This is a genomic window from Psychroserpens luteus (assembly GCF_015319355.1).
GTDB lineage: Bacteria > Bacteroidota > Bacteroidia > Flavobacteriales > Flavobacteriaceae > Psychroserpens > Psychroserpens luteus.
This window is the reverse complement of record NZ_JADILU010000001.1, coordinates 491,467-515,900: the sequence shown is the minus strand read 5'-3', so window position 1 is coordinate 515,900 and position 24,434 is coordinate 491,467. Positions and strand designations below refer to the sequence as shown.

Annotated in this window: 27 protein-coding genes; 11 read left to right on the top strand and 16 right to left on the bottom strand. The window is 32.0% G+C overall.

The features are described 5' to 3' along the window. Positions 1-22: 22 nt before the first annotated feature. Together IM744_RS02280 and IM744_RS02275 are read right to left on the bottom strand one after the other, a co-directional pair. Positions 23-1,336: an MGH1-like glycoside hydrolase domain-containing protein gene (locus IM744_RS02280; protein WP_194506462.1), complete on the bottom strand. Its 1,314-nt coding sequence runs from the start codon at positions 1,334-1,336 to the stop codon at positions 23-25. Between the two features lie 80 nt (positions 1,337-1,416). Continuing rightward, positions 1,417-4,011 carry a TonB-dependent receptor gene (locus tag IM744_RS02275; protein WP_194506461.1) on the bottom strand — a complete coding sequence of 865 codons (2,595 nt, stop codon included), beginning with the start codon at positions 4,009-4,011 and terminating at the stop codon, positions 1,417-1,419. A 120-nt stretch (positions 4,012-4,131) separates the two neighbouring features. Here IM744_RS02275 and IM744_RS02270 point away from each other — a divergent pair, with 120 nt between their 5' ends. From IM744_RS02270 to IM744_RS02250, 5 genes are all read left to right on the top strand, one after another. Further along, on the top strand, positions 4,132-5,154 hold the full coding sequence (locus IM744_RS02270) for a LacI family DNA-binding transcriptional regulator (RefSeq protein WP_194506460.1): 1,023 nt from the start codon (positions 4,132-4,134) through the stop codon (positions 5,152-5,154). Positions 5,155-5,206: 52 nt separating this feature from the next. Continuing rightward, complete coding sequence (locus tag IM744_RS02265; RefSeq protein ID WP_194506459.1) at positions 5,207-6,055, top strand: undecaprenyl-diphosphate phosphatase; 849 nt, start codon at positions 5,207-5,209, stop codon at positions 6,053-6,055. 3 nt (positions 6,056-6,058) lie between these two features. Further along, on the top strand, positions 6,059-6,751 hold the full coding sequence (gene truB, locus IM744_RS02260; protein WP_194506458.1) for a tRNA pseudouridine(55) synthase TruB: 693 nt from the start codon (positions 6,059-6,061) through the stop codon (positions 6,749-6,751). Positions 6,752-6,788: 37 nt separating this feature from the next. Continuing rightward, positions 6,789-7,328: a hypothetical protein gene (locus IM744_RS02255; protein ID WP_194506457.1), complete on the top strand. Its 540-nt coding sequence runs from the start codon at positions 6,789-6,791 to the stop codon at positions 7,326-7,328. A 103-nt stretch (positions 7,329-7,431) separates the two neighbouring features. After that, positions 7,432-8,181 (top strand): hypothetical protein, encoded by a 750-nt coding sequence (locus IM744_RS02250; RefSeq protein WP_194506456.1) that lies wholly within the window; start codon positions 7,432-7,434, stop codon positions 8,179-8,181. A 26-nt stretch (positions 8,182-8,207) separates the two neighbouring features. Here the strand turns inward: IM744_RS02250 and IM744_RS02245 are convergent, their stop codons facing one another. Then, positions 8,208-8,828: a thioredoxin family protein gene (locus IM744_RS02245; protein ID WP_194506455.1), complete on the bottom strand. Its 621-nt coding sequence runs from the start codon at positions 8,826-8,828 to the stop codon at positions 8,208-8,210. A 153-nt stretch (positions 8,829-8,981) separates the two neighbouring features. Between IM744_RS02245 and IM744_RS02240 the strand changes: the two genes are divergently transcribed. Next, the gene (locus tag IM744_RS02240; RefSeq protein ID WP_194506454.1) at positions 8,982-9,545 is read left to right on the top strand and encodes a DNA-3-methyladenine glycosylase I; all 564 of its coding nucleotides are present in this window, start codon (positions 8,982-8,984) and stop codon (positions 9,543-9,545) included. Between the two features lie 19 nt (positions 9,546-9,564). Here IM744_RS02240 and aat read toward each other — a convergent pair whose 3' ends face one another. The 3 genes from aat to IM744_RS02225 all read right to left on the bottom strand — a co-directional run bounded on the left by aat (position 9,565) and on the right by IM744_RS02225 (position 11,618). Further along, positions 9,565-10,194: a leucyl/phenylalanyl-tRNA--protein transferase gene (gene aat / locus IM744_RS02235; protein ID WP_194506453.1), complete on the bottom strand. Its 630-nt coding sequence runs from the start codon at positions 10,192-10,194 to the stop codon at positions 9,565-9,567. 143 nt (positions 10,195-10,337) lie between these two features. Continuing rightward, a complete protein-coding gene (locus IM744_RS02230; protein WP_194506452.1) occupies positions 10,338-10,709 on the bottom strand; it encodes a DUF3127 domain-containing protein in 372 nt (123 codons plus the stop codon). Between the two features lie 39 nt (positions 10,710-10,748). Then, entirely contained in the window at positions 10,749-11,618 is an 870-nt protein-coding gene (locus IM744_RS02225; RefSeq protein WP_194506451.1) for a flavin reductase family protein, read from the bottom strand. Positions 11,619-11,767: 149 nt separating this feature from the next. Here IM744_RS02225 and IM744_RS02220 point away from each other — a divergent pair, with 149 nt between their 5' ends. From IM744_RS02220 to IM744_RS02210, 3 genes are read left to right on the top strand one after another with little or no spacing between them, the layout of a single operon-like run. Then, positions 11,768-12,973 (top strand): sensor histidine kinase, encoded by a 1,206-nt coding sequence (locus IM744_RS02220; RefSeq protein WP_194506450.1) that lies wholly within the window; start codon positions 11,768-11,770, stop codon positions 12,971-12,973. 5 nt (positions 12,974-12,978) lie between these two features. Next, on the top strand, positions 12,979-13,488 hold the full coding sequence (locus IM744_RS02215) for a hypothetical protein (protein WP_194506449.1): 510 nt from the start codon (positions 12,979-12,981) through the stop codon (positions 13,486-13,488). Between the two features lie 37 nt (positions 13,489-13,525). Next, entirely contained in the window at positions 13,526-13,882 is a 357-nt protein-coding gene (locus IM744_RS02210) for a hypothetical protein (protein WP_194506448.1), read from the top strand. A gap of 13 nt (positions 13,883-13,895) precedes the next feature. On the opposite strand, the gene IM744_RS02205 is transcribed toward IM744_RS02210, so the two are convergent. Next, on the bottom strand, positions 13,896-14,285 hold the full coding sequence (locus IM744_RS02205; protein WP_194506447.1) for an HIT family protein: 390 nt from the start codon (positions 14,283-14,285) through the stop codon (positions 13,896-13,898). A gap of 86 nt (positions 14,286-14,371) precedes the next feature. Further along, positions 14,372-14,845 carry a transcription elongation factor GreA gene (gene greA / locus IM744_RS02200; RefSeq protein WP_194506446.1) on the bottom strand — a complete coding sequence of 158 codons (474 nt, stop codon included), beginning with the start codon at positions 14,843-14,845 and terminating at the stop codon, positions 14,372-14,374. A gap of 196 nt (positions 14,846-15,041) precedes the next feature. Here greA and IM744_RS02195 point away from each other — a divergent pair, with 196 nt between their 5' ends. Next, positions 15,042-15,470 carry a Rieske (2Fe-2S) protein gene (locus tag IM744_RS02195; RefSeq protein ID WP_194506445.1) on the top strand — a complete coding sequence of 143 codons (429 nt, stop codon included), beginning with the start codon at positions 15,042-15,044 and terminating at the stop codon, positions 15,468-15,470. Between the two features lie 151 nt (positions 15,471-15,621). Here the strand turns inward: IM744_RS02195 and IM744_RS02190 are convergent, their stop codons facing one another. The 8 genes from IM744_RS02190 to IM744_RS02155 form a co-directional block, all read right to left on the bottom strand. After that, the gene (locus tag IM744_RS02190; RefSeq protein WP_194506444.1) at positions 15,622-17,811 is read right to left on the bottom strand and encodes a TonB-dependent receptor; all 2,190 of its coding nucleotides are present in this window, start codon (positions 17,809-17,811) and stop codon (positions 15,622-15,624) included. A gap of 276 nt (positions 17,812-18,087) precedes the next feature. Next, complete coding sequence (gene arfB / locus IM744_RS02185) at positions 18,088-18,495, bottom strand: alternative ribosome rescue aminoacyl-tRNA hydrolase ArfB (protein WP_194506443.1); 408 nt, start codon at positions 18,493-18,495, stop codon at positions 18,088-18,090. Position 18,496: 1 nt separating this feature from the next. Then, complete coding sequence (locus IM744_RS02180) at positions 18,497-20,053, bottom strand: DUF4301 family protein (protein ID WP_194506442.1); 1,557 nt, start codon at positions 20,051-20,053, stop codon at positions 18,497-18,499. Between the two features lie 5 nt (positions 20,054-20,058). Then, positions 20,059-20,625 (bottom strand): AAA family ATPase, encoded by a 567-nt coding sequence (locus IM744_RS02175; protein WP_194506441.1) that lies wholly within the window; start codon positions 20,623-20,625, stop codon positions 20,059-20,061. Beyond that, entirely contained in the window at positions 20,577-21,218 is a 642-nt protein-coding gene (pnuC, locus tag IM744_RS02170; protein WP_194506440.1) for a nicotinamide riboside transporter PnuC, read from the bottom strand. Before pnuC ends, IM744_RS02175 begins: the two co-directional genes overlap by 49 nt. Then, entirely contained in the window at positions 21,202-21,462 is a 261-nt protein-coding gene (locus IM744_RS02165) for a thiamine-binding protein (RefSeq protein WP_194506439.1), read from the bottom strand. The genes pnuC and IM744_RS02165 overlap by 17 nt, the downstream gene beginning before the upstream one ends. Positions 21,463-21,564: 102 nt before the next feature. Next, on the bottom strand, positions 21,565-22,290 hold the full coding sequence (locus IM744_RS02160; protein WP_194506438.1) for a geranylgeranylglyceryl/heptaprenylglyceryl phosphate synthase: 726 nt from the start codon (positions 22,288-22,290) through the stop codon (positions 21,565-21,567). Then, positions 22,291-22,917 (bottom strand): 4'-phosphopantetheinyl transferase family protein, encoded by a 627-nt coding sequence (locus IM744_RS02155; protein ID WP_194506437.1) that lies wholly within the window; start codon positions 22,915-22,917, stop codon positions 22,291-22,293. 137 nt (positions 22,918-23,054) lie between these two features. Between IM744_RS02155 and ahcY the strand changes: the two genes are divergently transcribed. Then, positions 23,055-24,368 (top strand): adenosylhomocysteinase, encoded by a 1,314-nt coding sequence (gene ahcY / locus IM744_RS02150; RefSeq protein WP_194506436.1) that lies wholly within the window; start codon positions 23,055-23,057, stop codon positions 24,366-24,368. Positions 24,369-24,434 lie beyond the last annotated feature (66 nt).

Below are 24,434 nucleotides of genomic sequence, written 5' to 3'. Positions count from 1 at the left end.
ACAATATCTAATGTTTAAAAAATTATTCATTTAATAAATCTATTAACAAAGCTGCTGTCCAAGAAAAATTATTCCCACCATAACCTGCTTTATTATCCTTATGCATCTCTTTTCTTGAATCGAAATATTCGTAGAACCCATTATTTTCTATTATCGTGATTGTGTCTGTTTTAACACGTTCGGCTATATCATTAAAACCATATTGCTTCAATCCATTATACAGCATCCAATTGAGGTTTACCCAAACTGGACCTCTCCAATATTTTTTTGGATTAAAGCGTTCACTTGTTGGGTCAAATGATGCACATAGGTATTGATTTTCGTTTCCGAATTTTTCCATCATAACCTTAACCATTGTTTCTGCTTTTTCTGTATCAGGAATATTTGCAAATAATGGAGCAAATGATGATGATGACAAATGTTTTAAAGCTCTTTCATTTCTTAAATCATAATGAACATAAGCACCTAACTCCTCATCAAATAATTTATCATTAAATGAGGTTATACTTTTTTGTTGCCATTTTTTTAATTGTTTAATTTTATTTTCATGACCTCCAATCAGTTTATACAACTCAATCAATGACTCATTAGATTTAATCAACATTGCATTAAAAAGAGGATCTTGAACTAAGAAAGGAGATAATTCTGCTATTTTCTCATCATTATAATTATTTGCTTTAGCAATCTCAATAATGTGTAAGTAGTGATCATATTCTCTTTTACTTGGTCGTTCTTCAGGATCTACATGTGTTGTGTCACGTCTTTCGAAATCATACTCTGGAGGATTCATAGTTTTCCAAATATCATCCCAAATAGGTGAATTATCTGTTCCTGATTCCCAATTATGATATATGTAAACTAAACCTTCATTTTGAGGATCTCTATTTTCGTAAAAATACCTATGATTATCATATACTTTATCAATTTGTGATTCAATAAACTTTAGCGTTGCCCCTTTATCTTCACTTATTCTATAAATTTCTTTTAGCACAAAACCAGTTACTGGAGGCTGAGTCATTCCTGTTGATTTATACTTAGGATTAGACTCTGGATGTAAATCTGAGCGATGAAAGTTTGCTCCAGGAAAATAACTATCTGTTTCAGTATGAAAAATAATATGAGGAATAAATCCATTACTCCATTGCGCTTTAAGTAAGGTTTTTATTTCTTTTTCTGCCTTTTGCATATCATAATGTGCAAAGCCAATTGCAATTAGACCTGAATCCCAAAACCATTGGAATGGATATAAGTTTTCACAAGGAATGGTAAACTCACCTTCGGTTTTGAAGTTTGAGTCTAAAATATGTTCTGCTTTTTGTTGTAATGTTTTTTTCATTGAGGAAAAATAAATAAGAAATACATTGATGCCTATGAATAACATCAATGCATTCTAGTGAAACTAAATCAAATTCAAACTTAAAAATTAAAAGTTGCATTAAAGAAAACTCTTGTTGGTAGCACTGGTCTTCCAACGAAAAACTCTTCTTCGGTTTGGTTATTTCCTAATCTTGGTGATCCTTCTGTAATCCCGTCAGAATTAAAAAGATTAAATACTTGTGCTCCTAAACGAAGCGTTTCATTATCATCACTGAGTTCAAATGTGTATCCTAAATTTAAACTTGCTAAACCAATAGCATCAAGTTCAATAGTATTAGAGTCATTTGAGAATTTCTTACCTGTATAATTATAGACTACACCTGCATCAAATTTAGATGTCACATAGTCTAAGGAAAATGTAGTCAATAGATTTGGTTGTCTTCTTAACTCATTACCTTCTAATTCAGAATCTGCTTCAGATTTTGTGATTTCATGATCCTGGTATGTTAATGAGCCACCAAAATTAAAATTGTCGGCAAATTTCCAATTCCAAGTCCCTTCAAATCCAAAAGTACTTGTGTCTTGTGTATCTACTTCTTCAATAAATCCTCCTCCTGGAGCATTAACAAAACTAATTGATCGTCTATCTTTAAGACTTACGGAATATAAAGCAGCGGTTCCTGAGAAGGAATTCTTAGAGTACTTTACACCTAATTCTCCCTGTATGATTTTTTCAGTATCATATGAAGAAGGGTTACCTAAATCATCAAACTGTGTTCCTCTAAGTTCTGGAAAGAAGTATCCTCTTGAGAAGTTTCCATAAGCACTTAAGTCATCATTAATTTTGTATAAACCAGCAACAACAACTGCAAAATCATCTGCAGAAACGTGACCTCTTGTAAAACTTCCATTACCCCAAGTTACATTGTCTAAATTTGCAATACCTGTATTATCTACTACATAAGATTGAGTTCCTTCTACTTCAATATCTCCTGAAGCTCTTTCATATCTTACACCAAAATCTAGATTCCAGCGATCAAGTTTTAATTCATCTGCTACAAAAACAGCTATTTTATTACTAGAAATATTTCTATTTGTGTAAGCTGTTCCTCTATTGGTTACACCATTTACAGAATAGCCAGATACATTTATCAACTCTGGTCTGTCATTATATTCTCCCAGATAATTAGTTATAACATTAAAATCACCACCTTCAGATCTAGACATAAAAGTTCCAAAAGTAATATTATGATTTCCTGCAGTTTTAGTAAACTTAATATCTGCCATTAACTCTTGCAACGGTCTACTGCGATCTAATATTCTATTTTCAAATAATAAGGCATTTGAAGCTAAAGGCTGTCCATTTAGGTATGTAAAATCACCAGAAGTCAAACCTCTTGCATCTAAATATTCTTGTTGTGTTTCTACTGCTTTAGCTCCACTTACACCACTACCATCAAGAAAAAGATTAAATTGATGCTTATATTTAGAATATCTAAGTTTTGCGTCTAACTTTAAATCATCTGAAAAACGATGCTTAAAGTTTGTCAAAAAATACCCACCTAAAGTGGAAACACCATCTTCAATTGGCGAATTATAGATACCATCTGGTGTTGCATAAGAAATATCAGAAGCAGCAGCTGTTTGTAAAGTAAATATTTCTTGACCATCATTTCCAGTAGGACGTTTTCTTGAACCTCCTTCTAAAGGGTATGGCAAAAAGAACTGAACTGCATCATCAATCCATTGTCCTGAAAAGGTAATTGACCCTTTATCTGTAACATGTTTGATATTACCTCTTAATTGGAAACCTTCGGTTGGCAAACCTGTTTTTAATGGTCCTTCATCATATCTATAAAATCCAGAGATCGCATAAAAGGTATTTGAATTCTCTCCTCCTAATGGACCACTAGTAACAAAATCTGCTTTGTATCTTGAATTAGACGCAACTTCTGTCTTTAATGTTGTTTTAGATTGTGATGAACCAGTCACACTAGTATAGTTTATTATCCCAGCCACTGAACCTACTCCATAAAGAATAGAAGAACCACCTCTTACAAATTCTAAACTTTTCATACCAATATCATTCCTAAAATAAACATCATGAGCTGAAGAATTTAGTCCAAACGTACTAAGAACTGGCATCCCATCAATTTGTAGAGGATTGAATTGGTATTGTCCACCCGAGGGTAAACCTCTTACAAATATATTTGAAGCTACTTCACCTCCACCACCTTCAGCAGTAATTCCAGGAATACTTCTAAGAACATCTGCCTGACTACTTGTATTGACTGTTGCTAATTTTTTGGCACCAATAGAAGTAATTGACATAGGTGTTTCCTTTTGAGACCTTTTTGTTGATGTTGCAGTTAATACAACAGCATCTAAGGCACTTCCTCCCTCTTCTAAGATGATATTAATTGTTAATGTTGTTCCATCTAAACTAATTTGTTTTTCATAGGTCAAGTAACCTAAATAAGAAACTTGAATTACTTGACTTCCTGTTAGACTTGTAGAAAAATTATAGTTTCCATCAAAATCTGAGTTTGTTCCAGATGTGCTTTCTTTGATAATAATGTTAGCTCCTATAATAGGAACTCCAGAATCATCAGTTACTTTTCCGTTAATTTCTGTTTGCGAAAAAACAGTAATTGTACTTATTAAGAGCACAAACAATAGTAAAATTTTCTTCATTGGATTATTAATTAGTTAATATTTGTATAAATTTATTGTCATTTTGTTAATTTTAACCTCAAAATATTAACAAATAACTACGCAAACGTTTGCGGTAACGTTTGCATTTAAATAAACACATTGAAAAAGAAAATAACCACTCTAAAAGAGATTGCTAAACAGCTTAATTTATCAATTTCAACAGTATCGAGAGCATTAAATGATCATCCAGATATTAGTGAATCAACTAAAGAGAAAGTAAAAAGGTTGGCCAACGATCTCAGTTATGTACCAAATATCTTCGCTAAAGGTTTTAGGTCTCACAAATCCAATATTATAGGTGTAATCGTACCTAGCATTACTCATTATTTTACAGCTACAATCCTTAAAGGTATATTAGATGAAGCAGCTATAAAAGGGTATCGAGTTATTATTTCAGAATCAGATAATGACATTTCTAAACAAACAGAAATGCTTAAAACTATGATGCAGTTTGGAGTAGATGGTATTTTAATGTCACTAACAAAAAGAACAAGAAACATTGAGAACATTATTAAAACCATGGATACTGTGCCTTTAATTTTATTTGATAAAGTATCTAATAAAATCCCCTGTACACAAATTGTCATTAATGAAGAAGAGGCTGCTTTTGACGCTGTCGAACATCTCATAAATATTGGAAAAAAAAGAATAGCCATCATTAAAGAAAGTGAGTATTCTTATAATTCTGAAAAAAGATATACTGGTTACTTAAGGGCACTCAATGAGCACAACATTGCTATTGATGAAAAAATAATTTTGAGTGTTGAAGATATTACTCTCAAACAAGGTAGGCGTATGACAAATATATTACTAAGCTTAAAAAACAGACCTGATGCTGTATTTGCAATTACCGATAGTGCTGCAATTGGAGTTGTACAAGCATTAAAAAAATTCAAAATTAAAATCCCAGAAGATATCGCAGTTGTAGGATTTAGCAATTCTATTCATTCAACAATCATAGAACCAATGCTTACAACTATAGATCAACCAGGTGAACGCATTGGATCTACAGCCATAAAATATCTCATAGAAGAAATTGATAATCCTAATGAATTTACTGGCATCAAAACCGTAGAGATTAAAAGCAACCTAATTATTAGAGATTCTACTTTTTCAAGTTAAATCCGTCCATATATAATAGACTTTATATCTGTAATTTTAATATTTTTGCCTCATGGATATCATCGATTCAATTATATTAGGAATTATACAAGGTCTTACTGAGTTTTTACCTGTATCATCAAGTGGTCACTTAGAATTAGGAAAAGCTATTTTAGGAGATGAATCTCTACCTAAAGAAAGCCTATTATTTACTGTTGTTTTACATTTTGCAACTGCTTTAAGTACGATAGTTGTTTTTAGAAAAGACATCCTTAGTCTTTTAAAAGGTGTTCTAAAATTTGAGTGGAACGAAGATTTACAATTTGTTTCTAAAATTGCATTATCTATGATTCCTGCTGTTATTGTCGGTCTCTTTTTTGAAGAGCAATTGGAGCAATTATTTGGAGGTAACATTCTACTTGTTGGCTGTATGCTTTTGGTTACAGCTGCCTTATTATTTTTAGCAGATAGAGCAAAAGACACTAATAAAAAAGTAACATTCTCAAATGCTTTTATAATTGGAATCTCTCAAGCTATAGCAATGCTTCCTGGTATTTCACGCTCTGGAGCAACGATTTCTACATCTGTTTTATTAGGAAACGATAAAACTAAAGCTGCTCGCTTTTCATTTTTAATGGTTGTACCTCTTATCTTCGGAAAGATCGCCAAAGATATATTAAGTGGTGATATTCTGAACAATGTTTCAAATGGTGATGTTGCTCATGAAGTAAGTGGCAGTATTGCGAATGAAAGCGTTAATTTAATCAATTTAGGTGCTGGTTTTATCGCTGCATTTATTGCAGGATTATTTGCTTGTACATGGATGATTGCTCTCGTTAAAAAAAGCAAACTTTCATACTTTGCAATTTACTGCGTAGTTGTTGGGATTATCGCTATTATATTTGCTCTACTAAACAAATAATAGATGACTACAGAAGACTTTCAAGCTGGTCAAGTTTTACTCATTGACAAACCATTAACGTGGACTTCTTTTCAAGCGGTTAATAAACTACGTTGGGAAATTAGACAAGCCTATAACATCAAAAAAATAAAAGTAGGTCATGCAGGAACGCTTGATCCTTTAGCAACGGGTTTATTGATTATCTGCACAGGGAAAATGACCAAACAAATCAATACGTTTCAAGGTCAGGATAAAGAATACACAGGTACTTTTGTTTTAGGTAGTACAACACCTTCTTACGATTTAGAATCTGAAATAGACCAAACGTTTCCAACCGAGCACATTTCCGAAGAAAACATTCATAATGCAACAAAACAATTTATTGGAGAGATTGATCAATTTCCTCCAGTATTTTCAGCATTAAAAAAAGACGGAAAACGATTGTATGAATACGCTCGTGCAGGTGAAGCTGTTGAAATTCAATCTAGAAAAGTTAGTATTTCAACATTTGAAATCAACAAAATTGATGGTAATAACGTAGAATTTAGAGTCATTTGCAGTAAAGGGACTTACATACGTTCTTTGGCTCACGATTTTGGAAAAGCCTTAAACTCTGGCGCGCATCTTTCAGTTCTTCGTCGTACAAAAATTGGAGATTATGATGTTAAAAATGCGGTTTCTCCAGAAGATTTTATTAGTTCTCTTTCTTCGGAATAATTATTGATACCTGTTTTGCCTCTAAACTAAAACTATCATGAAGCAAATCTCTACATTATTTTTATTATTATTTTTCTCAATAATACACGCACAAGATGATCAAAAAACAAGTGGTATTTTCTATAAAGCATCAGTATCTGCTACATTAACAACCAATGAAGATTATACTCTTGGACAAGATAATGACCAATCATTTATTAATCTTAACGGAGTTTTCTTAAATAACACATTAGGCTATCAATTTGATACAAGATCAAGCATTGATCTTAATATTGAATACGATCATTATGTCGACCAAAATTTAAATTTCTTTCCTGTTTATCTAGGTTTCAACTACAATATCTTAGATTTTGACGATCAAGTTTTTGTAAGAGGTGGTTATGGAAAACTTGTTGATTTAGGAAAGGCATTTGAAAATGGTAACATGTATAAAGCTGGTATTGGATATCGCGCTTACGATGACAATTTAAAAAATTCGTGGCTTATAGGTTTTGATTTTAGTAGAAAACGCTTTGGTTTTAGACAAGAAGAAAAACTATCTAGCTTTGCTATTTTCTTAGAGTTCATGCTTTTTTAATCTTTTTTCTTACTTTAACCGTATATATAATATCAAATGTGTTTTAAAATGATTTATTTGATATAAAAACCACTAACAGTAATTATAATTAAAATTCGCCTACTTGAACTTTGTTGAAAAACATAAAGCACTTCTTTTCACGTCCTTAATTGCAGGAACGATAGTTCTTGGTATGTTCAATTTCAGCATATCACAAAAAACAGAATTAATTACTGAAAGCTTCTACGAAATAGAACCTCATACCGAAGAAGAGCTAAAAGAATTAGAAGAACTCAAAGCACTTGAAGCTAGTAAACAAGCTACGACTAATGAAGCCTCTAACGAGGATGAAGAATTTAAAGAGATGATGCGTAATTTCAAATCAATGAGTAATGCGCCAACTCATGAAGAACAAAAACAAGACGATAATTCATTAGAAGACAATAGTCAAAACCCTGAAGATGTATTGACCTCAAACTCATCTTCACAGACTTCAAAACAATATGCTCTTAATGAAAAAGAACGTCAGCGGTTTAACAAAGCAAATGATGTTCTCGCGATGCATACACCAAAAAAAATGGACACGAATGTTGATAAAAACTCTAATAGTAGTGTCTCATTTTCATTAAAAAATAGAAAAAAAGTAAAATTACCTCCTCCTGTATATCTATGTGAAACTGCCGGAAAAATCGTAGTAAACATCACGGTGAATTCACAAGGTCATGTTACAGATACTTATATTAATTCATCTTCATCTAGCAATAATCAATGTTTGATTGACACAGCCTTAGAATATGCCAAAAATGCTATTTTTAATGATGCTGAACGAAAAAGTCAAATAGGTTCAATTACTTATTATTTTAAGGCGAAATAATCTACCATTTTTTTAAAGTCAGGAATCTAAACATCTAACAAAGTCAACATATCATTAAATATATTTTGACCTTTATCCTTATTATACCAACTTTGTAAATCTTCTTTAAATTCTGGTGTTAAACCACCATGTGCTGCTTTATAATCGTTAACCAATTTTGTAGCCTCAGTTGGTCTTGGACCATATGTATTTATGACCTCATCAGTAACATTATCAATCATAATCAACTTAGCTATTGCTCGTCCGCCATTAGTTAGAAATTGATCCATTAAAGCTTCGTTCTCGTCTCTGAGCACTAATTTTAAATCAATATTAGGAGAAAGCTCTGCAATTTTATCAAGTGCAGGAACTACATGAGCAGCATCTCCACACCAACTTTCTGTAATGATTAACCAAGTTACGTTTCCTTTGAAATTTGACACTTTTTCTTTTATCTCTTCGGAAATTTTAAGTGTCTTATCCCATCGTTTCATTCGCCTATCGTTAAGCATTGTATAATTTGCTAAAGCTTCGGTTTTTTCATTTCCGGTAGTAGACTCTTCTGCTACTAAATGTTTTACCAAATCACGATAATCTTGGTATGAAATTGCTTTATTTAAACTCTCTTTGATGATGTCTTTGACTGATATTTGTTCCAATGTATTCATAGTATTTAGGGTTGTAATTTAAGCGAATTCATTTTTGTGAAAAATGACTTTAGTCATAGAATGATTTCTTAAATTAATATGTTATTCACTAAGACGAAGTATTAACTTAAAACTTACTATTTTTAAATTCAGGAAGCTAAAATTAGAATTATTATGGAAAAGCATAAATGTGGTTGGTGTAAAGGAGATGAACTTTATGAAGCGTATCATGATGAAGAATGGGGAGTTCCTGTTCGTGATGATGATACGTTGTTTGAATTTCTTATTTTAGAGACCTTTCAAGCTGGTTTGAGTTGGATAACAATTCTGAAAAAACGTGAAAATTTCAGAAAAGCATTTGATAATTTCGATTATAAAAAAATAGCAAATTACAAACAAGATAAGATTGATGAGCTTTTAAAAAACGAAGGGATTATTAGAAACAAACTAAAAGTAAAAGCAACCATTACGAATGCTCAAGCGTTTATGAACATTCAAAAAGAGTTTGGTTCGTTCTCAAAATATATTTGGGATTTTGTAAATGGTAAACCCATAAAAAACAAGGTTAAAAATTATAAAGACGCTCCTGGAAACACACCTTTGAGTGAAGTTATAAGTAAAGATTTAAAAAAACGCGGATTCAAATTTGTAGGCGCAACCGTTATTTATGCACAAATGCAAGCCACTGGAATGGTCAACGATCATGAAGTTAATTGTTTTAGATATCATGAGGTTTAATTTCTTAACTATTGATTAGTTAATCGTCTAAATACTTTAAAAATTCATCTCTGGAAATATCTTGCGCACCTAAACTTTCTAGATGATTTGTGTACACTTGACAGTCGATAAGCTTGTAATTTGAATTCTGGATAAACGTAATAAAACCTACTTTACTGGCATTACTCACCAAACTGAACATACTTTCTCCACAAAACACACCATTATTAACATCGATGCCATACAATCCGCCAACAAGTTTGTCATCCAGCCAAACCTCAACAGATTTCGCGTAACCTAACTCGTGCAATTTTATGTAGGCTGATTTCATGTTTTCGGTAATCCAAGTACCTTTTTGACCATCTCTTTTGATGTTTGAACAGTGACTAATTACTGATTCAAAATCTTTATTTACTGTAATTTCGAAGTCACTATTTCTAAGCACTTGCTTCATGCTTTTAGAAACTTTTAATTGCTCAGGCAATAGAACAAACCGAGGATCTGGCGACCACCAAATCAAAGGCTCTTCATCATCAAACCATGGGAAGATTCCGCTTTTGTAAGCCAACAACAAACGCTCGGGAGACAAATCTCCACCAATTGCCAATATACCTTCTTTAGAAGCTAGGTTTACATCTGGAAATACTATGTCGCTATTAAGTAATTGCATGGTTAATAAAAGTTATCTAAGATAGTCACGTAATGACGTAAAATACAAAAGCCTCAATTAAAAATCGAGGCTTTTATTTATGTATACCATTACACTTTTACCTTATTTTATAAAGCTAAACTCAGTGTAAAAGATTATTCAACTTAAAACGGTAAATCGTCGTGATCTTCTTCGTTTAAGTTTGTTGCTGGTTCAAAAGCTTCAGTTGGTGCAACAGGAGGTGCACTATTACCTTCTGCTTGTGCAGCTTCGATTCTCCATCCTTGAATAGAGTTAAAATATTTAGTCTCTCCTTGTGGATTAACCCATTCTCTACCTCTTAAATTGATATTTACTTTTACAGGTTGACCAACTTTGTAGCTATTTAATAAATCTGTTTTATCTTGAACAAATTCAACCATAATATGTTGAGGATATTGCTCTTCTGTAGTGACTACTAATTCTCTCTTTCTAAACCCATTGCTTCCAAACGTTTGAGTTTCTCCAATCATCTTGATTTTTCCTTGTACTTCCATTTTTGTATTACTTATATTTAATTATAGATTGTTTCAAATTTAAGATAGTAGCAATTTCCATGCACTATCTACATCGCCATAACTCAAATAGTTTCTGGCAATCTTATGTTTTTCGCGATGAGACATTCCATTAATATTTGGATGATTCTCAATCATTTCGCTTACAAATTTTTCAATATCTGATTTGCTAGGCAATGCTTCAACGTTTCCTAACATTCCTAAATCATTTCCTGTTAAAATCATACTGTTTTTAACTTCCGTAGGCATATTATCTACACCAATACCTAACGTAGAAATTGGCTTTGGGATTTCAAAAAAGCTATTTTTAGCTCTACTGTAATAACTACCACCTGCTCTAGCAACCAAATCTAATTTTTCTTGAACGATAAGCTCATTCTCATCAAGAACCTCATCGGCAATATGAAGCTTAACGACTTCACAAATGACTAAATTTCCTGCACCACCTTCGGTTCCTAAATGTATAATATCATTAACTTTACATTCAAACTGCACTGGAGATTCTGCTACTCTAAAGGGTTTTACAATTTCCGAAGATAACATCGTTAATCCAGCTTTGTCAAATTCATTCACACCTTTATCGTACTCTGTGCTGCTCAATGACATTTGTTGTACAATATCATAATTAACAACATTTATCACTACCTCTTTTGTAGCTTCAACATTTTCTAAAGTATGTTTTACTGTATTATCTCTAACACGACGTGCTGGTGAAAATATCAATATTGGCGGATTAGCACTAAACACATTAAAGAAACTAAAAGGTGACAAATTAGGATTTCCTTCAGCATCCATCGTACTCGCAAAAGCTATAGGTCTAGGAGCCACAGCACTTAATAAGTATCCATGCAATCTGCCTGTAGAAATGTCTTTTGGATTAAATGATGCCATTTGTTTGATTTTTGGTTAAATACAACCGTTTCAAGATATTGAAATGCAAAGGTAACTATATTGTAAACGCTATAAAAATGAATTCACTCTCTATGAAGACAATATTATTAACATAAATCGTTTATATTTAAAAATCAAATTATCAATTAATGGCATTAACCATAAACCGCAATATGACACGATGGATTATTATCGTGGCATCTTTTATTATTATTTCACTCATTCTTTGGAATACCTATGTGTTTTTTCAATATTTCAAATCTGAAGAAAGAGCCAAAATGAAAATTTGGACAAATGCGTATGTAGAATTCTCAGATGACGTAAACCAAATCATAGCTGGCTCTGATGATATAGAAATTAATCGAGTAGCTGAAGACATTGTAACAGATTCAACATTGACAACACCTCTATTACTGTTAGATGCTAATAATAAAATCGTAAGTCATAGAAATATCACACCATATGGCAATAGTACTGATCCAAAAGAACTAAAAAAAGATTCAACCTATGTCTATGATAATTATAAAGATTTAGTAGATAAATTTAGTGTAGAAAATGAACCCGTCGTTCTTAAAAATTTAGGTCAAACACTTTACTACGGAAATTCATCGTTACTCAACAATCTAAAATACTACCCTTTAGCCTTATTACTTATTATATTCTTATTTGCAGCTGTCGTCTATTTCTTTTATAAGAGTACTAAAACCGCAGATCAAAATAAACTCTGGACAGGTATGGCAAAAGAAACTGCTCATCAAATTGGCACACCTTTATCTTCATTAGTGGGCTGGACAGAAATATTAAGAGGTGAAAACGTCAATCCAGAATATTTGATTGAAATTCAAAAAGACATCACTAGACTACAAACTATAACAGATCGTTTTAGTAAAATTGGCTCTTTGCCAACATTAAAACGTTGCGATATTGTAAAAGAAACTGTTGAATCTTACGAGTATCTAAAATCGCGTTCATCAAAATTAATTGAATTTGAAATCATTGCACCACAAGAGAAATTATATGTAAATCTCAATAATCAATTATTTAGTTGGACGATTGAAAATTTAGTAAAAAATGCCATTGATGCCATGAAAGGTAGAGGGTCTTTAAAATTAGTAATCACCAATGACGACAAATATGTAAAGATTACAGTAGAAGATACTGGAAAAGGAATTCCTAAACAAAGTTATAACTCAGTATTTCAACCAGGATACACTACAAAGAAAAGAGGTTGGGGATTAGGATTATCTCTTGCAAAACGTATCATTGAAGATTATCATAACGGAAAAATAAAAGTACTTTCTTCGGAAATTGGAAAAGGAACAACCATGCAAATCTCATTGAAATTAATAGCTTAATTTTAATGAAAAGAACTCTTAACATACTGCATTATAGCTTGTATTTAATTGAAATTAAACTCCATCATCTTTTTAATAAAATCAATCCTGGTTTGTTGATATATAAAATTCCACGTGTTAAAAAATGGATGAAAGATAAAAATGGAATTGAAAACACAAAAGAATGGTTGGATAACTTTTGGCTTGATAAAAAGGATGGATACTCTTTATTAAATATAGTAGGATGGTTAACAGGAATAATTTTTCTATTATTAATAAGTTCGACAATATTCTTAGGAAAATTATTTTATCTAAAAATTATTTTTAATAATTACACCTGGATTTGTATTCCTTTATTAGGAATTTCTTGGGCAATATGTTATTTTCATGTGTTTAAAAATGACAAATACCTTATTTACTTCGAGGAGTTTGAAAAATGGACGATACTTGATAAAAGAAAAAATGTTTTACTTAGTATTGGGTTTATACTTTTTGTAATAGTGTTCTTTTTTGTAAGTTTACTTTACTTTCCTTAATAAAAACTAGCTTCAACACATCATACAAAAACAGGATATGAAAACGCAACAATTTTTCACTTTAAAGGAAGTAAAGCTAAATAATAATTGTCCTGAATGCTATTCTAACAACGGTTTAGAACTTACTTTTAAACAAAGACTAGTAGAAAATGCTTTTTATAAAGCCATAACAGAAGACACGATAAATGAAATGCGCTGTAAAACCTGCAATACAGATATTTTTCCTGTACGATGGACTAATGAGATAGAGCAAGTGGTTGCGTATCAAAAACGAGCAGTAAAACCAAAACCTAAATCTTTAAAATTAAAAAAACTGGCTTGGATTTTAATTGTTTTTGATGCTGTTCTGTTCGTTGTAATCTTATTATTTGTTTTTGGTGTATTGAAGTTCTAACATCAAATTAAACCTACAAAAACGAAGTAATTGCAGCAGCAATCTTTTCAAACTCTTCTTTCTCTAATTTTGTTTTATTCATAAAACGAGCATCGTCCATAGAATTTAAAGGGATCAAATGTACATGAGCATGTGGCACTTCTAAACCAATAACGGTCATTCCTACTCGATTACAAGGCACTGCTTTTTCTATAGCAATAGCGACTTGTCGTGAGAATTCCATTAAGCCATGAAAAGTCGTCTCATCTAAATCAAAAATTTTATCGACTTCTTTTTTAGGAATACAAAGCGTATGACCTTTAGCATTAGGATTGATGTCCAAAAAGGCTAAATAATCTTCGGTTTCTGCTACTTTGTAACATGGAATTTCTCCTGAAATGATTTTTGTAAAAATAGATGCCATCGCTTATTTTTTTTAGAGTCTATGTAAATATAAAAAGATTCCTCTTTTGAAGGAATCTTTTTTTATATAATAATTAGGTCTATTTGTTATCTAGAAATCTCTAAAACATCAAATTTAATAATACCATTTGGTACTTGAACTTCGGCAACTTCACCAACAGACTTTCCTAAAAGCCCTTTACCAATAGGAGAATTAACAGATAATTTGTTAGACGCTAAATCTGCTTCACCATCTGCAACCAAAGTATATGTCATTTCCATACCATTATTTTGATTTTTTATTTTTACTGTAGATAATACAAGCGCTTTAGATGTATCCATTTGAGACTCATCTATCACACGTGCACCAGCCAATGTATCTTCTAACTTAGCAATTTTCATTTCTAACATGCCTTGAGCTTCCTTAGCTGCGTCATACTCAGCATTTTCACTCAAATCACCTTTATCTCTAGCCTCAGCAATAGCTTGAGAGGCTTTTGGACGCTCTATATCTTTTAATCTTTTTAGTTCGTCTCTTAACTTTTTTAACCCTTCTGGAGTATAATAAGATGCTTTACTCATAATCTCTTCGTTTACTTATAATAAATATACTGAACCTATTCAACATAAAAAAATCTCGCTGTCACGAGATTCAATACAAAGATACAAAATATTTAATTCAAGTTTAACCCAATTTAAATACTTAAATATCGTTATGAAGTTTCAATATATAAATTGAGTCTAAAATATCGTAAATTGCCCAAAAAATATCGCTCCTATGAAAAAACTCCTTCTCATTTTACCACTTTTATTTTTAAGTAATTGTAGTGGTAATGACAGAATAAATAATTGCAATTTTTTAATTGATGTTGGTGTAAATCATACTGTAAATCTCAACCTTTCATCAAATTTCCCTCTAGGCACTATAACTGGTGTTGTTTTGATACAAAATCAAGGTCTTGCTGGTATTTATGTCATAAATGTTGGGAATGATACTTACAGAGCTTGGGATGCTGCAGATCCTAATCACGCGCAACAAAGTTGCTCATTTTTACAACTTGATGGTGTTGACGTAACTTGTGGCTGTGAAGATGAAAATAAATACAATTTGTTCACTGGACAGTCTTATGATGGACAATTACCATGCGGACTTAAAGAATATCGTGTTACTCCTTCGGGTTCTAACTCCTTTGTAATTAGTAATTAGATTTTCTACGGAAATGCAACTTATAAAAAACTCCCAAGTCTATTGATTTGGGAGTTTTGTTTTATTCTATTTTTCTTCGGAAATTTTAAAAATTCACTATAAATCTTTTGATAGCGATTATCTCTATGAGATTCCTGTCATCGCAGAAATACTAAAACTTCAAAGTCACACCAACCAAAAAGTTAGTCGTTGCTTGCGGATAATATCCAGAAAAGTATCCTGTTGTTGTTCCTGTTGGACTTGTATCATCAGAAAAATCATAGGACCCAAAATAACCGTTAGACACATATTTTTCATTAAATATATTATTCACTAATCCAGAAAACACAATAGATTTAAATACTGATTTAGGTTTCCATTCATAAGTAACACTAAAGTCATTAACGAAATAGCTATCTAATTTAGAATCTTCATTTTCGGTATTTCCCATAAACTGTTCTCCAACAAATTTACTCAATAATGATATTTGGAATCCTTCTTTTGGCTGAAACACAAAAGCGTTGGCTGCAACAACTTCTGGAGAAAATGAAATATCTGTTTTACCCAAATCTAAAAGTTCTCCATTCACAGAATTAAAAGTTTCTTTGTTTTTATTTGAACTAAGGGTAAAGTTTGGTTGTAGTGAAAATTTATTAGTAAGTGCTATTGCTGCTTCAACTTCTAAACCTAAACGGTAACTGTCACCATTATTTGCTCTAATTGGATCTCCAGTGGTATCTATTTGACCAGTTAACACTAACTGTTCATTGTATAACATATAGTATCCATTAACATTCAATCTAAATTTTTGAGTGTTGTGTCTCCAGCCTAATTCAAAGTCATTAAGTTGCTCTGGTTTTACGGTTGCGTTATTCTCAAAATCACTTCTGTTTGGTTCCCTATTTGCTCTAGCGTAAGAGAAGTATAAACTGTTAGTTGTATTTAATTTATATGTGATTCCTGCTTTAGGATTAAAGAAACTATAGGTTTCATCTACATTAAAAGGAACTCTGTCTGATGTTAATCCAGAAGTCTCATAACCAACTAAACGCAATTGCAAATCTCCATATAAGCTCACTTTATCATTTAATCTGTAGGTTGCTTTGGTAAAGAAACTTAAATCTGTTTTCTTACCGTTTCCTTCATAATAACGATCTCTTATTTCGCTATCACTAGCAAACTCAGACCATATGATTTCTCCAAAGTGGTCTCCATCGTGAAGGCTGTAAGAACTTCCGAAGAGCAAATCAACTTCATTGTTTTTATAATTTGCGCTAGCATTAAAGACATAAAAATCACTATCTAACCAACGACGTCTAATTAAATCTGTCGTTTCAATCGTTTCTCCTCCAATCGTGATAGGTGTTAAATCATAATCTTCAAAATCTTCATCTTCTTTGTATTGCTCAAAGTAACCTCTTCCGTAGGTATAATTTAAACCAATATTTGTTGACCATCTATTGTTGTAACGTTGATTCCAGTGTAGTTGATAATGGTCTTGATTATAGTTATCTACCTCATTGTCATAAAATTGATCATCACCATTAGCATCTGTATACATACCAGATGAATTAAATGTGCGATCATCTATTAAAGTTTGAGCATCAATACCATTCCAAGCTTGATATGTAACTTCTTTTCCTCCAAAAGCTATCGCTTTAATTAATGTGTTATCATCAATGTAAGAACCTTGTAGAAAATAGGATTTTAAATCGGTTTCTGCTCTATCAATATATCCATCTGAAGATATGTTTGATAAACGACCAGCTATTTCAATGTGTTCATTTAGCAATCCTGTACTAAATTTCACGGTATGTTTTCTAGTATTAAAACTTCCGAAGGAATTAGAAATTTCTCCATTAGATGCTTTAGAAACCGCATCTGTTAACACATTAATACTTGCTCCAAAAGCGCCAGAACCATTGGTTGAAGTTCCAACACCTCGTTGTAATTGTAGACTTTCTACAGATGATGCAAAATCACCCAAATTGACCCAAAAAGTTCCTAAAGATTCTGCGTCATTATAAGGAATCCCATTAATGGTCACATTCGTAGATTGTGCATTAATACCACGAATACGAATACCTGTGTAACCTACTCCTGCTCCAGCATCTGTAGTTGTTACAACAGATGGTAAAAAGTTTAACAAGACTGGAATATCTTGTCCTAAATTACGTTTTGCCAATTGCTTTTTGGTCACGTTTGAGTGTGTGATTGGCGATGTGGCTTCTACTCTAACTGCCTTAACTAGGACTTCGTCCAGTTTTTCTGTTTTAGTAGAATCTTGTTGTTTTTGATTGTCTTGTGCAAAAGCACTTGACGATAGCACTAAAAGTGCTAAAAAAAGAAAATTGTTTTTCATTACGATTATATGTTATAATCGAATAAAAAGAGGTCATTATTCTTTATGGTTAATAATTAATAAAATGTGAATTACATTGAGATTCACACATATCAATTAAACAATTTGCTTAATGACATGAATAAAACTTTATAATTCTAAATTCCTAAACAGCATTACCTGTTCTAGGTTCAATGGGTATGATCTCAGCCGATAATAGGCACCCCTTTTTTGAGAACGCTGCAAAGATAAAATAGATTTATCGTTTGTACATAAAGAATCACTATATTTTTTTAATTAATCTATTTCTGGTGGTTTACGTTTTGCTTTCTTTTCTGATGTTTTACGCTTGTTCGTTAATCGTTTTCTAACGACTGCTCTAGGAATTTTTGTAGGAATACGGTCTTTCTCTTCGATTAAATTGGCTGCAATTAAATCTAAAAAACGTTGCATAATTATAGACTTATTTTTATGCTGACTCCTACTCTCTCCACATTGTAAAATGAGTACATTTTCTTTTGTAAGCCTCGTTTTGAGATTTGTTTTAAGAAGTTCTTTTTGATCGTCGTTTAAAAATTGTGAGTTCTCTAAATCAAAAGTGAGTTCTACTTTTGAGGACGTTTTATTAACGTGTTGTCCACCAGCTCCAGAACTCCTAATGAATTTAAAACTCAACTCATTTAATATGGCATTTTCATCAAACATTTTATTTAATTTGATGTGGTGCTTTCAATAAATCGTTAACCGTTTTTACTGGGTTAAAAGTAATTAAAGGCACCTCAACAAAAATTGTGTTCCAATATGCCATACTACCATTCCATAATCCAGGAAGCTCTAATGCTTTTAGATCTTTTCCGGTTTTTGTTTTCATAGTAATAAAAGCTGCTTTGTGATCTACAAACTTTTTAAGGTTATACTTTTCACCTTTGTGATTTTTGATTCCGCAGACTAAATCTACAGGGTTAAAATGCGTAGCGCCTTTGAGAATCTCCTTTTGAATTTTACTCTTTTTATTGATTTGAGCAGACTCGACAATTTGTAGCGAGATGTTTCCGCTTTCATCCTTAATCCAAAATGGACCACCTCCAGGTTCTCCTTCGTTTTTTACCATTCCGCAGACACGAATAGGACGGTTTAACTTTTCAGCTAAATACTCAATTTGATATTTACGCGAATATTTTTCAAACTCAGTACTTATTTTCACATTCATTTTATTGACTAAAAACTCACCAATCTCGATTAGTTTTTCTTCGGAAGGCTTACTAGTTTTAAGCAAATGAAGATATTGAAATGCCTGCTCCTGAACTTCTAATAAAATTCCTGCTAACACTTTTTTATATTTAGCAACTTCATTTTTGTATTTGTAAGTCACTACATTATCTATGTTTTTGACAAACACAATATCTGCCTCTAAATCATTTAAATTCTCTATCAATGCACCATGACCAGATGGCCTAAAATGTAGTGAATCGTCATCTTCTCTAAATGGTGTATTTTTTGTGGTTACCGCAATGGTATCTGTAGATTCTTTTTGATAAGAGAATGAAATATCAAATTTAGAACCAGACTTTTCTTCTACATTTTTTTCAATTCTAGCAAACTCTTCATCAAATTTATGATTGTGTTTTTCTGAAATTGTAAAATGCAATTTAGCAGATTCTTTACCTGAAGCATATAAGGCAGATTCATACAAATGTTCTTCAAAAGCAGTAGAAAGCATTTGATTTTTGTACTGATGAAAAGGTAATAATCCCTTTGGAGAATTCCCATAGTCTAACTTATCTGTATCAAGCATCATTTGCACAAACTTGAGTCTTTGCTCATTGATACTCATGGCATCAAAATTTGAATGATTTTTTTCAAGCCTATCCATAACTATATGGTAAAAAGGAAATTTCTCAAGACCAATAAAAAACATAGACAAATCTTTATTTTTTGTCTTGTTTATATAAGAGTTAATACTCCCTTTTTCTATATTATATTCATCTAAAAACGCAAATAAAAATTTAAACATTCGTGTTGCAGCACCAGATGCTGGAACAAATTTCAAAATAGAAATTTCATTTTTTTTGTCATCAAATGTTGAAATATAGTTTTCAATTTCTTCGTCTGACAATCTTAATAATCCATTATCTATTGTGGCTTCAGATACTAGGTTAGCAAAGGGTAAACCGTTTTCAAAAAGCGTGATTTGTTGTTTAACTTTTTTTTGGGTTAATCCTTTATTTTTTATTTGCTGTATATCTTTTTCTGTAAAATTCAATGTAATTATTTTAATAGGTTATCAATTTGGGTTTTGCAAATCTTTAATCGTTCTTCAAAATCACCCTCTACTAAAACATAAGGTTTATTTAAATCTATTAGCGCTTTCTCAAAGCGATTAAATAGTTGCTGTCTGTTATTAGGTTGATTACGAATACCGTCTGCTTTCCAAACCGTGTCAATATAAGTCAAAAAATATAAATCGTAAGTGTTTTTATGTGCATATTTTTTTACTAATTCTGGACAAAAGCCATCATAGTAATGCTGAGAATATACTTTAGTTTCTAGTAAATCTGTATCACAAATTAGTAGTTTGTTCGCTTTTTTTAGTTGCTTGTTTTCTGTAGTTATTTGTCCGATGGCTATTGGCAGTACATCCTCTTTTGTTAACTGAAGATTGTCTTGTGCTTTAGCTTCCGCATAAAAACGAGAATATTCTTCTACATAAACCGTATCGTACCAATCTGCCAATTCTTTGGCAAGCGTAGACTTACCTGTAGATTCTGGACCAAATAAAACAACTTTTATACAGTTTGGGTTAGTGTCTGTGCTTTGTTTAAGTTTTTCTTCCATGCTAAGTAGCCAAAAATGGCAATAAATGTAAATCCTAAATATTGAAAGCTAGTGAATGTAAACCCTTTATAGAAGTATAAAGGAACAGAAATAACATCACCAATAATCCAAAAAATCCAATTTTCTAATTTTTTCCTCGCCATTAACCACATACCAACAAAAAATATCGCTGTTGTAATCGTATCAATATATGCAACCCAACCTGTCCATTTATCAAACGTTTGATACACTAGGTAAACAAAAAACAAGGTTGCAATAAAAATAAACAAGCTAATCTTTTTTTCTTTTAAGGTCATTCTAGAAATTGGAGTCAAATGAGAATCATCCACTTTTCTAGTCCAAATATACCAACCATAAACGCTCATTATAAAATAGTAAGCATTGATCATCATATCACCGAGCAATTCCCATTTTACAAGTAAATAAACAAATATTGCAGTACTAATCATACCTGTTGGAAACACCCAAATCTTGTTTTGTTTAGAAAACCAAACTGAAAGGAAACCAAAAATTACTGCTATAATTTCTAGCACAATATCTGTAGCAGCATAGCCATCATATTGACCAAAAAAGAACTCAAAAATGTGGTTCATAGTCGTAACGATCAGATTTTACTATTTTCATATGCAACAAACCTCTTTCTATTAACTCAAAAGCTTCTTTTATCTCTGTAGTCAAAGTTTTCATAACCTCATCGTAATCTCCATAAACCTGAGTACTTAAAGGGTTTTCGAGTACTTTTAAATTAGACGCTCGTAATTTCTTTATGAACTGAATAATTGCAGGCTCGTAATCGTCATGTAATGGTGTTAGCGTAAGTTCTACTGATATGTTCATAATATTTTAATCTCTCCTAAGGAGAAAACTGTAATGGGTTAAACTTTATTTATATTCTAACTATCAAATAATGAGATGCCAAACCAAGTTCAGCGTAACGAACTACTTAAGTAATTCATTAAAAAAGCTTTCATCATCTTCAAAAGCTGTTCCTATGACAACGAGATCAGCACCAGAATTGTATGCATCTTCTAGTTGTTTTTTTGTTCTAATTCCGCCACCTACAATCAAAGGGACACTCAACTCTTGCTTTACAAAACTAATGATTTCTAATGGCACAGCTTTTAATGCACCACTTCCAGCTTCGAGATATATGAGTTTCATACCTAATAACTCTCCAGCTTTGGCTGTATCAACTATGTTTTGAACGTTGGTTATTGACAAAGGTTTGGTTTGCGTCACTTTTTCTACGGAAGTCTGCTTACCATTTTCAATCAATAGATATCCAGTTGGAATCACCTCTAAATTAGAATCTCTTAATTTTGAAATAGATTTGATATGCTTCCCAATAAGATACTCAGGATTATCACCAGAAATTAATGATAAAAACAATAACGCATCTGCACGATTTGTAATTTGAGTAACATCCCCTGGAAATAAAACGATAGGCAACTTGGTTTGTTTTTTTATTTCAGCAACCAAAATTTCTGTAGCATAGTCATCAACTGTACTTCCGCCAACAAAAATATGTGTTGCTACAGATTGATTCAGTTTTTGCATAAAGCCAGATAAGCCTTCAGGCTTCATTTTATCTGGATCTATTAAAACTGCTAACAATTTTTTTTCTTCGGAAATGGAACGTAATATGTTATCGTAAATTGCTTTCATTTAAGTCGTTACAAAAGCACAAGAGAACCCTTCAAATTCTAAGAAATGCGTATTATATCTATATTTTTTGCCTTTATAATCTATCCAGGCAATCGTTTCTCCATCTTCCAGCATAAATGGAATGACTAAAAAATGTTCCCTAAATAACATCCCAGGAGTGGCAAACAATTTATAGAGGGATTCTTTAATTCCCCAAATAACAGTGAGTTTTTTAATGTAATCTTCATCTGTTTTAGAGAGATATTTAAACTCATAATCCACAAATTTCTTGGCGATGATTGCAATTTTATCTCGCTGTTTTTCTATGTCTATGCCAATTTCCGAAGAAGAAATTATAACTCCAGAAAACGTGAACGAATGTGTAATAGAAATATATTTATCATCTTTTAAATGTGGTTTTCCATTCTCATCGTAGTACAAATCTTGATCTGTGTAACCAAATTCTCTTAGCAGATGACGAACGCTTAAAAAACCACGTTGATGAAGCTCACTTTTCATTCCTAAGACACGCTCTAAACTGTTTGGTTTAAGATCTAGTGGTTTTATCAATTCATCGTAAGACTCTGTAATCTTCCAGATTTTAACAGTAGTTTGTGAATTTGGTTGGATAGTTTTATAAAGTGGCATTTAATTATCTGAAACTTAATGGTTATCTTTGCAGCGCCTAAGGCGGATTGTATTTTTTAGACAAGCGAATTTAACCAATTTTAAACTCTAATGCCAAAGGTAAACCTTATTAAAAATTAAGAAATAAAAATAGACAAATGAATAAAACAACGACTTACGTACCTAATAAAGTAAAAGATATGTCTCTTGCTGCTTGGGGAAGAAAAGAAATTAATTTAGCCGAAGCAGAGATGCCAGGTTTAATGAGTTTACGTGAAGAGTATAAAAACGAGCAGCCTTTAAAAGGAGCACGTATTGCTGGATGTTTACACATGACTATCCAAACTGCTGTTTTAATTGAAACATTACAAGCTTTAGGAGCAGAAGTTACTTGGAGTTCTTGTAACATTTTCTCTACACAAGATCAAGCTGCTGCTGCAATTGCAGATGCTGGAACTGCTGTGTATGCTTGGAAAGATATGACTGAAGAAGAATTTGATTGGTGTATAGAACAAACACTTTTCTTTGGAGAAGACCGTAAGCCATTAAATATGATATTAGATGATGGTGGTGATTTAACTAACATGGTTTTAGATAAATACCCAGAATTATCTGCAGGAATTAAAGGATTATCTGAAGAAACAACTACAGGTGTTCATAGATTATACGAGCGTGTAAAAAATGGTACATTAACAATGCCTGCAATCAACGTAAACGATTCTGTTACTAAATCGAAATTCGATAATAAATACGGTTGTAAAGAGTCTGCAGTAGATGCAATTCGTCGTGCAACAGATATTATGTTAGCAGGAAAACGTGTTACTGTTTGTGGTTATGGTGATGTTGGTAAAGGTACTGCTGCATCATTTAAAGGAGCAGGAAGTATAGTTACAGTTACTGAGATTGATCCAATTTGTGCTTTACAAGCTGCAATGGACGGTTTTGAGGTTAAAAAATTAGAAACAGTTGTTGGAAATAGTGATATCATTATTACTACTACAGGAAATAAAGATATTGTTCGTGCTGAGCATTTTGAAGCAATGAAAGACAAAGTAATTGTTGCAAACATTGGTCACTTTGATAATGAAATTCAAGTTGGTTGGTTAAATGAAAAGCATGGTCATACTAAAGATACGATCAAGCCTCAAGTTGACAAATACAACATTGACGGAAAAGATATTATCCTTTTAGCTGAAGGACGTTTAGTAAACTTAGGTTGTGCAACAGGACACCCTAGTTTTGTAATGAGTAATTCATTTACGAACCAAACGTTAGCACAAATCGAACTTTGGAAAAACAGTGCAGCATACAAAAATGATGTATACATGTTACCAAAGTATTTAGATGAAAAAGTAGCAAAATTACACTTAGAAAAAATTGGTGTTGAGCTTACTGAATTAGCAGAATACCAAGCAGATTATATTGGTGTGAAAGTTGAAGGACCATATAAGCCTGAGCATTACAGATACTAATTGTTGTTCACAGCGTAAGCGAAGAATCTCAACTATAAATAGTTATAAAACTCTTACAGAAACGTA

Excerpts from the sequence above, each read along its gene's own strand:
- IM744_RS02240 (WP_194506454.1), top strand. The coding sequence starts at position 8,982 with ATGGAAAAGCATAAATGTGGTTGGTGTAAAGGAGATGAACTTTATGAA.
- IM744_RS02210 (WP_194506448.1), top strand. The coding sequence starts at position 13,526 with ATGAAAACGCAACAATTTTTCACTTTAAAGGAAGTAAAGCTAAATAAT.
- IM744_RS02165 (WP_194506439.1), bottom strand. The coding sequence starts at position 21,462 with ATGAACATATCAGTAGAACTTACGCTAACACCATTACATGACGATTAC.
- IM744_RS02230 (WP_194506452.1), bottom strand. The coding sequence starts at position 10,709 with ATGGAAGTACAAGGAAAAATCAAGATGATTGGAGAAACTCAAACGTTT.
- greA (WP_194506446.1), bottom strand. The coding sequence starts at position 14,845 with ATGAGTAAAGCATCTTATTATACTCCAGAAGGGTTAAAAAAGTTAAGA.
- IM744_RS02175 (WP_194506441.1), bottom strand. The coding sequence starts at position 20,625 with ATGGAAGAAAAACTTAAACAAAGCACAGACACTAACCCAAACTGTATA.
- IM744_RS02255 (WP_194506457.1), top strand. The coding sequence starts at position 6,789 with ATGAAGCAAATCTCTACATTATTTTTATTATTATTTTTCTCAATAATA.
- IM744_RS02205 (WP_194506447.1), bottom strand. The coding sequence starts at position 14,285 with ATGGCATCTATTTTTACAAAAATCATTTCAGGAGAAATTCCATGTTAC.
- IM744_RS02275 (WP_194506461.1), bottom strand. The coding sequence starts at position 4,011 with ATGAAGAAAATTTTACTATTGTTTGTGCTCTTAATAAGTACAATTACT.
- arfB (WP_194506443.1), bottom strand. The coding sequence starts at position 18,495 with ATGTTTGATGAAAATGCCATATTAAATGAGTTGAGTTTTAAATTCATT.
- IM744_RS02215 (WP_194506449.1), top strand. The coding sequence starts at position 12,979 with ATGAAAAGAACTCTTAACATACTGCATTATAGCTTGTATTTAATTGAA.
- IM744_RS02280 (WP_194506462.1), bottom strand. The coding sequence starts at position 1,336 with ATGAAAAAAACATTACAACAAAAAGCAGAACATATTTTAGACTCAAAC.
- IM744_RS02245 (WP_194506455.1), bottom strand. The coding sequence starts at position 8,828 with ATGAATACATTGGAACAAATATCAGTCAAAGACATCATCAAAGAGAGT.
- aat (WP_194506453.1), bottom strand. The coding sequence starts at position 10,194 with ATGCAATTACTTAATAGCGACATAGTATTTCCAGATGTAAACCTAGCT.
- ahcY (WP_194506436.1), top strand. The coding sequence starts at position 23,055 with ATGAATAAAACAACGACTTACGTACCTAATAAAGTAAAAGATATGTCT.
- IM744_RS02220 (WP_194506450.1), top strand. The coding sequence starts at position 11,768 with ATGGCATTAACCATAAACCGCAATATGACACGATGGATTATTATCGTG.
- IM744_RS02190 (WP_194506444.1), bottom strand. The coding sequence starts at position 17,811 with ATGAAAAACAATTTTCTTTTTTTAGCACTTTTAGTGCTATCGTCAAGT.
- IM744_RS02155 (WP_194506437.1), bottom strand. The coding sequence starts at position 22,917 with ATGCCACTTTATAAAACTATCCAACCAAATTCACAAACTACTGTTAAA.
- IM744_RS02225 (WP_194506451.1), bottom strand. The coding sequence starts at position 11,618 with ATGGCATCATTTAATCCAAAAGACATTTCTACAGGCAGATTGCATGGA.
- IM744_RS02265 (WP_194506459.1), top strand. The coding sequence starts at position 5,207 with ATGGATATCATCGATTCAATTATATTAGGAATTATACAAGGTCTTACT.
- truB (WP_194506458.1), top strand. The coding sequence starts at position 6,059 with ATGACTACAGAAGACTTTCAAGCTGGTCAAGTTTTACTCATTGACAAA.
- pnuC (WP_194506440.1), bottom strand. The coding sequence starts at position 21,218 with ATGAACCACATTTTTGAGTTCTTTTTTGGTCAATATGATGGCTATGCT.
- IM744_RS02195 (WP_194506445.1), top strand. The coding sequence starts at position 15,042 with ATGAAAAAACTCCTTCTCATTTTACCACTTTTATTTTTAAGTAATTGT.
- IM744_RS02160 (WP_194506438.1), bottom strand. The coding sequence starts at position 22,290 with ATGAAAGCAATTTACGATAACATATTACGTTCCATTTCCGAAGAAAAA.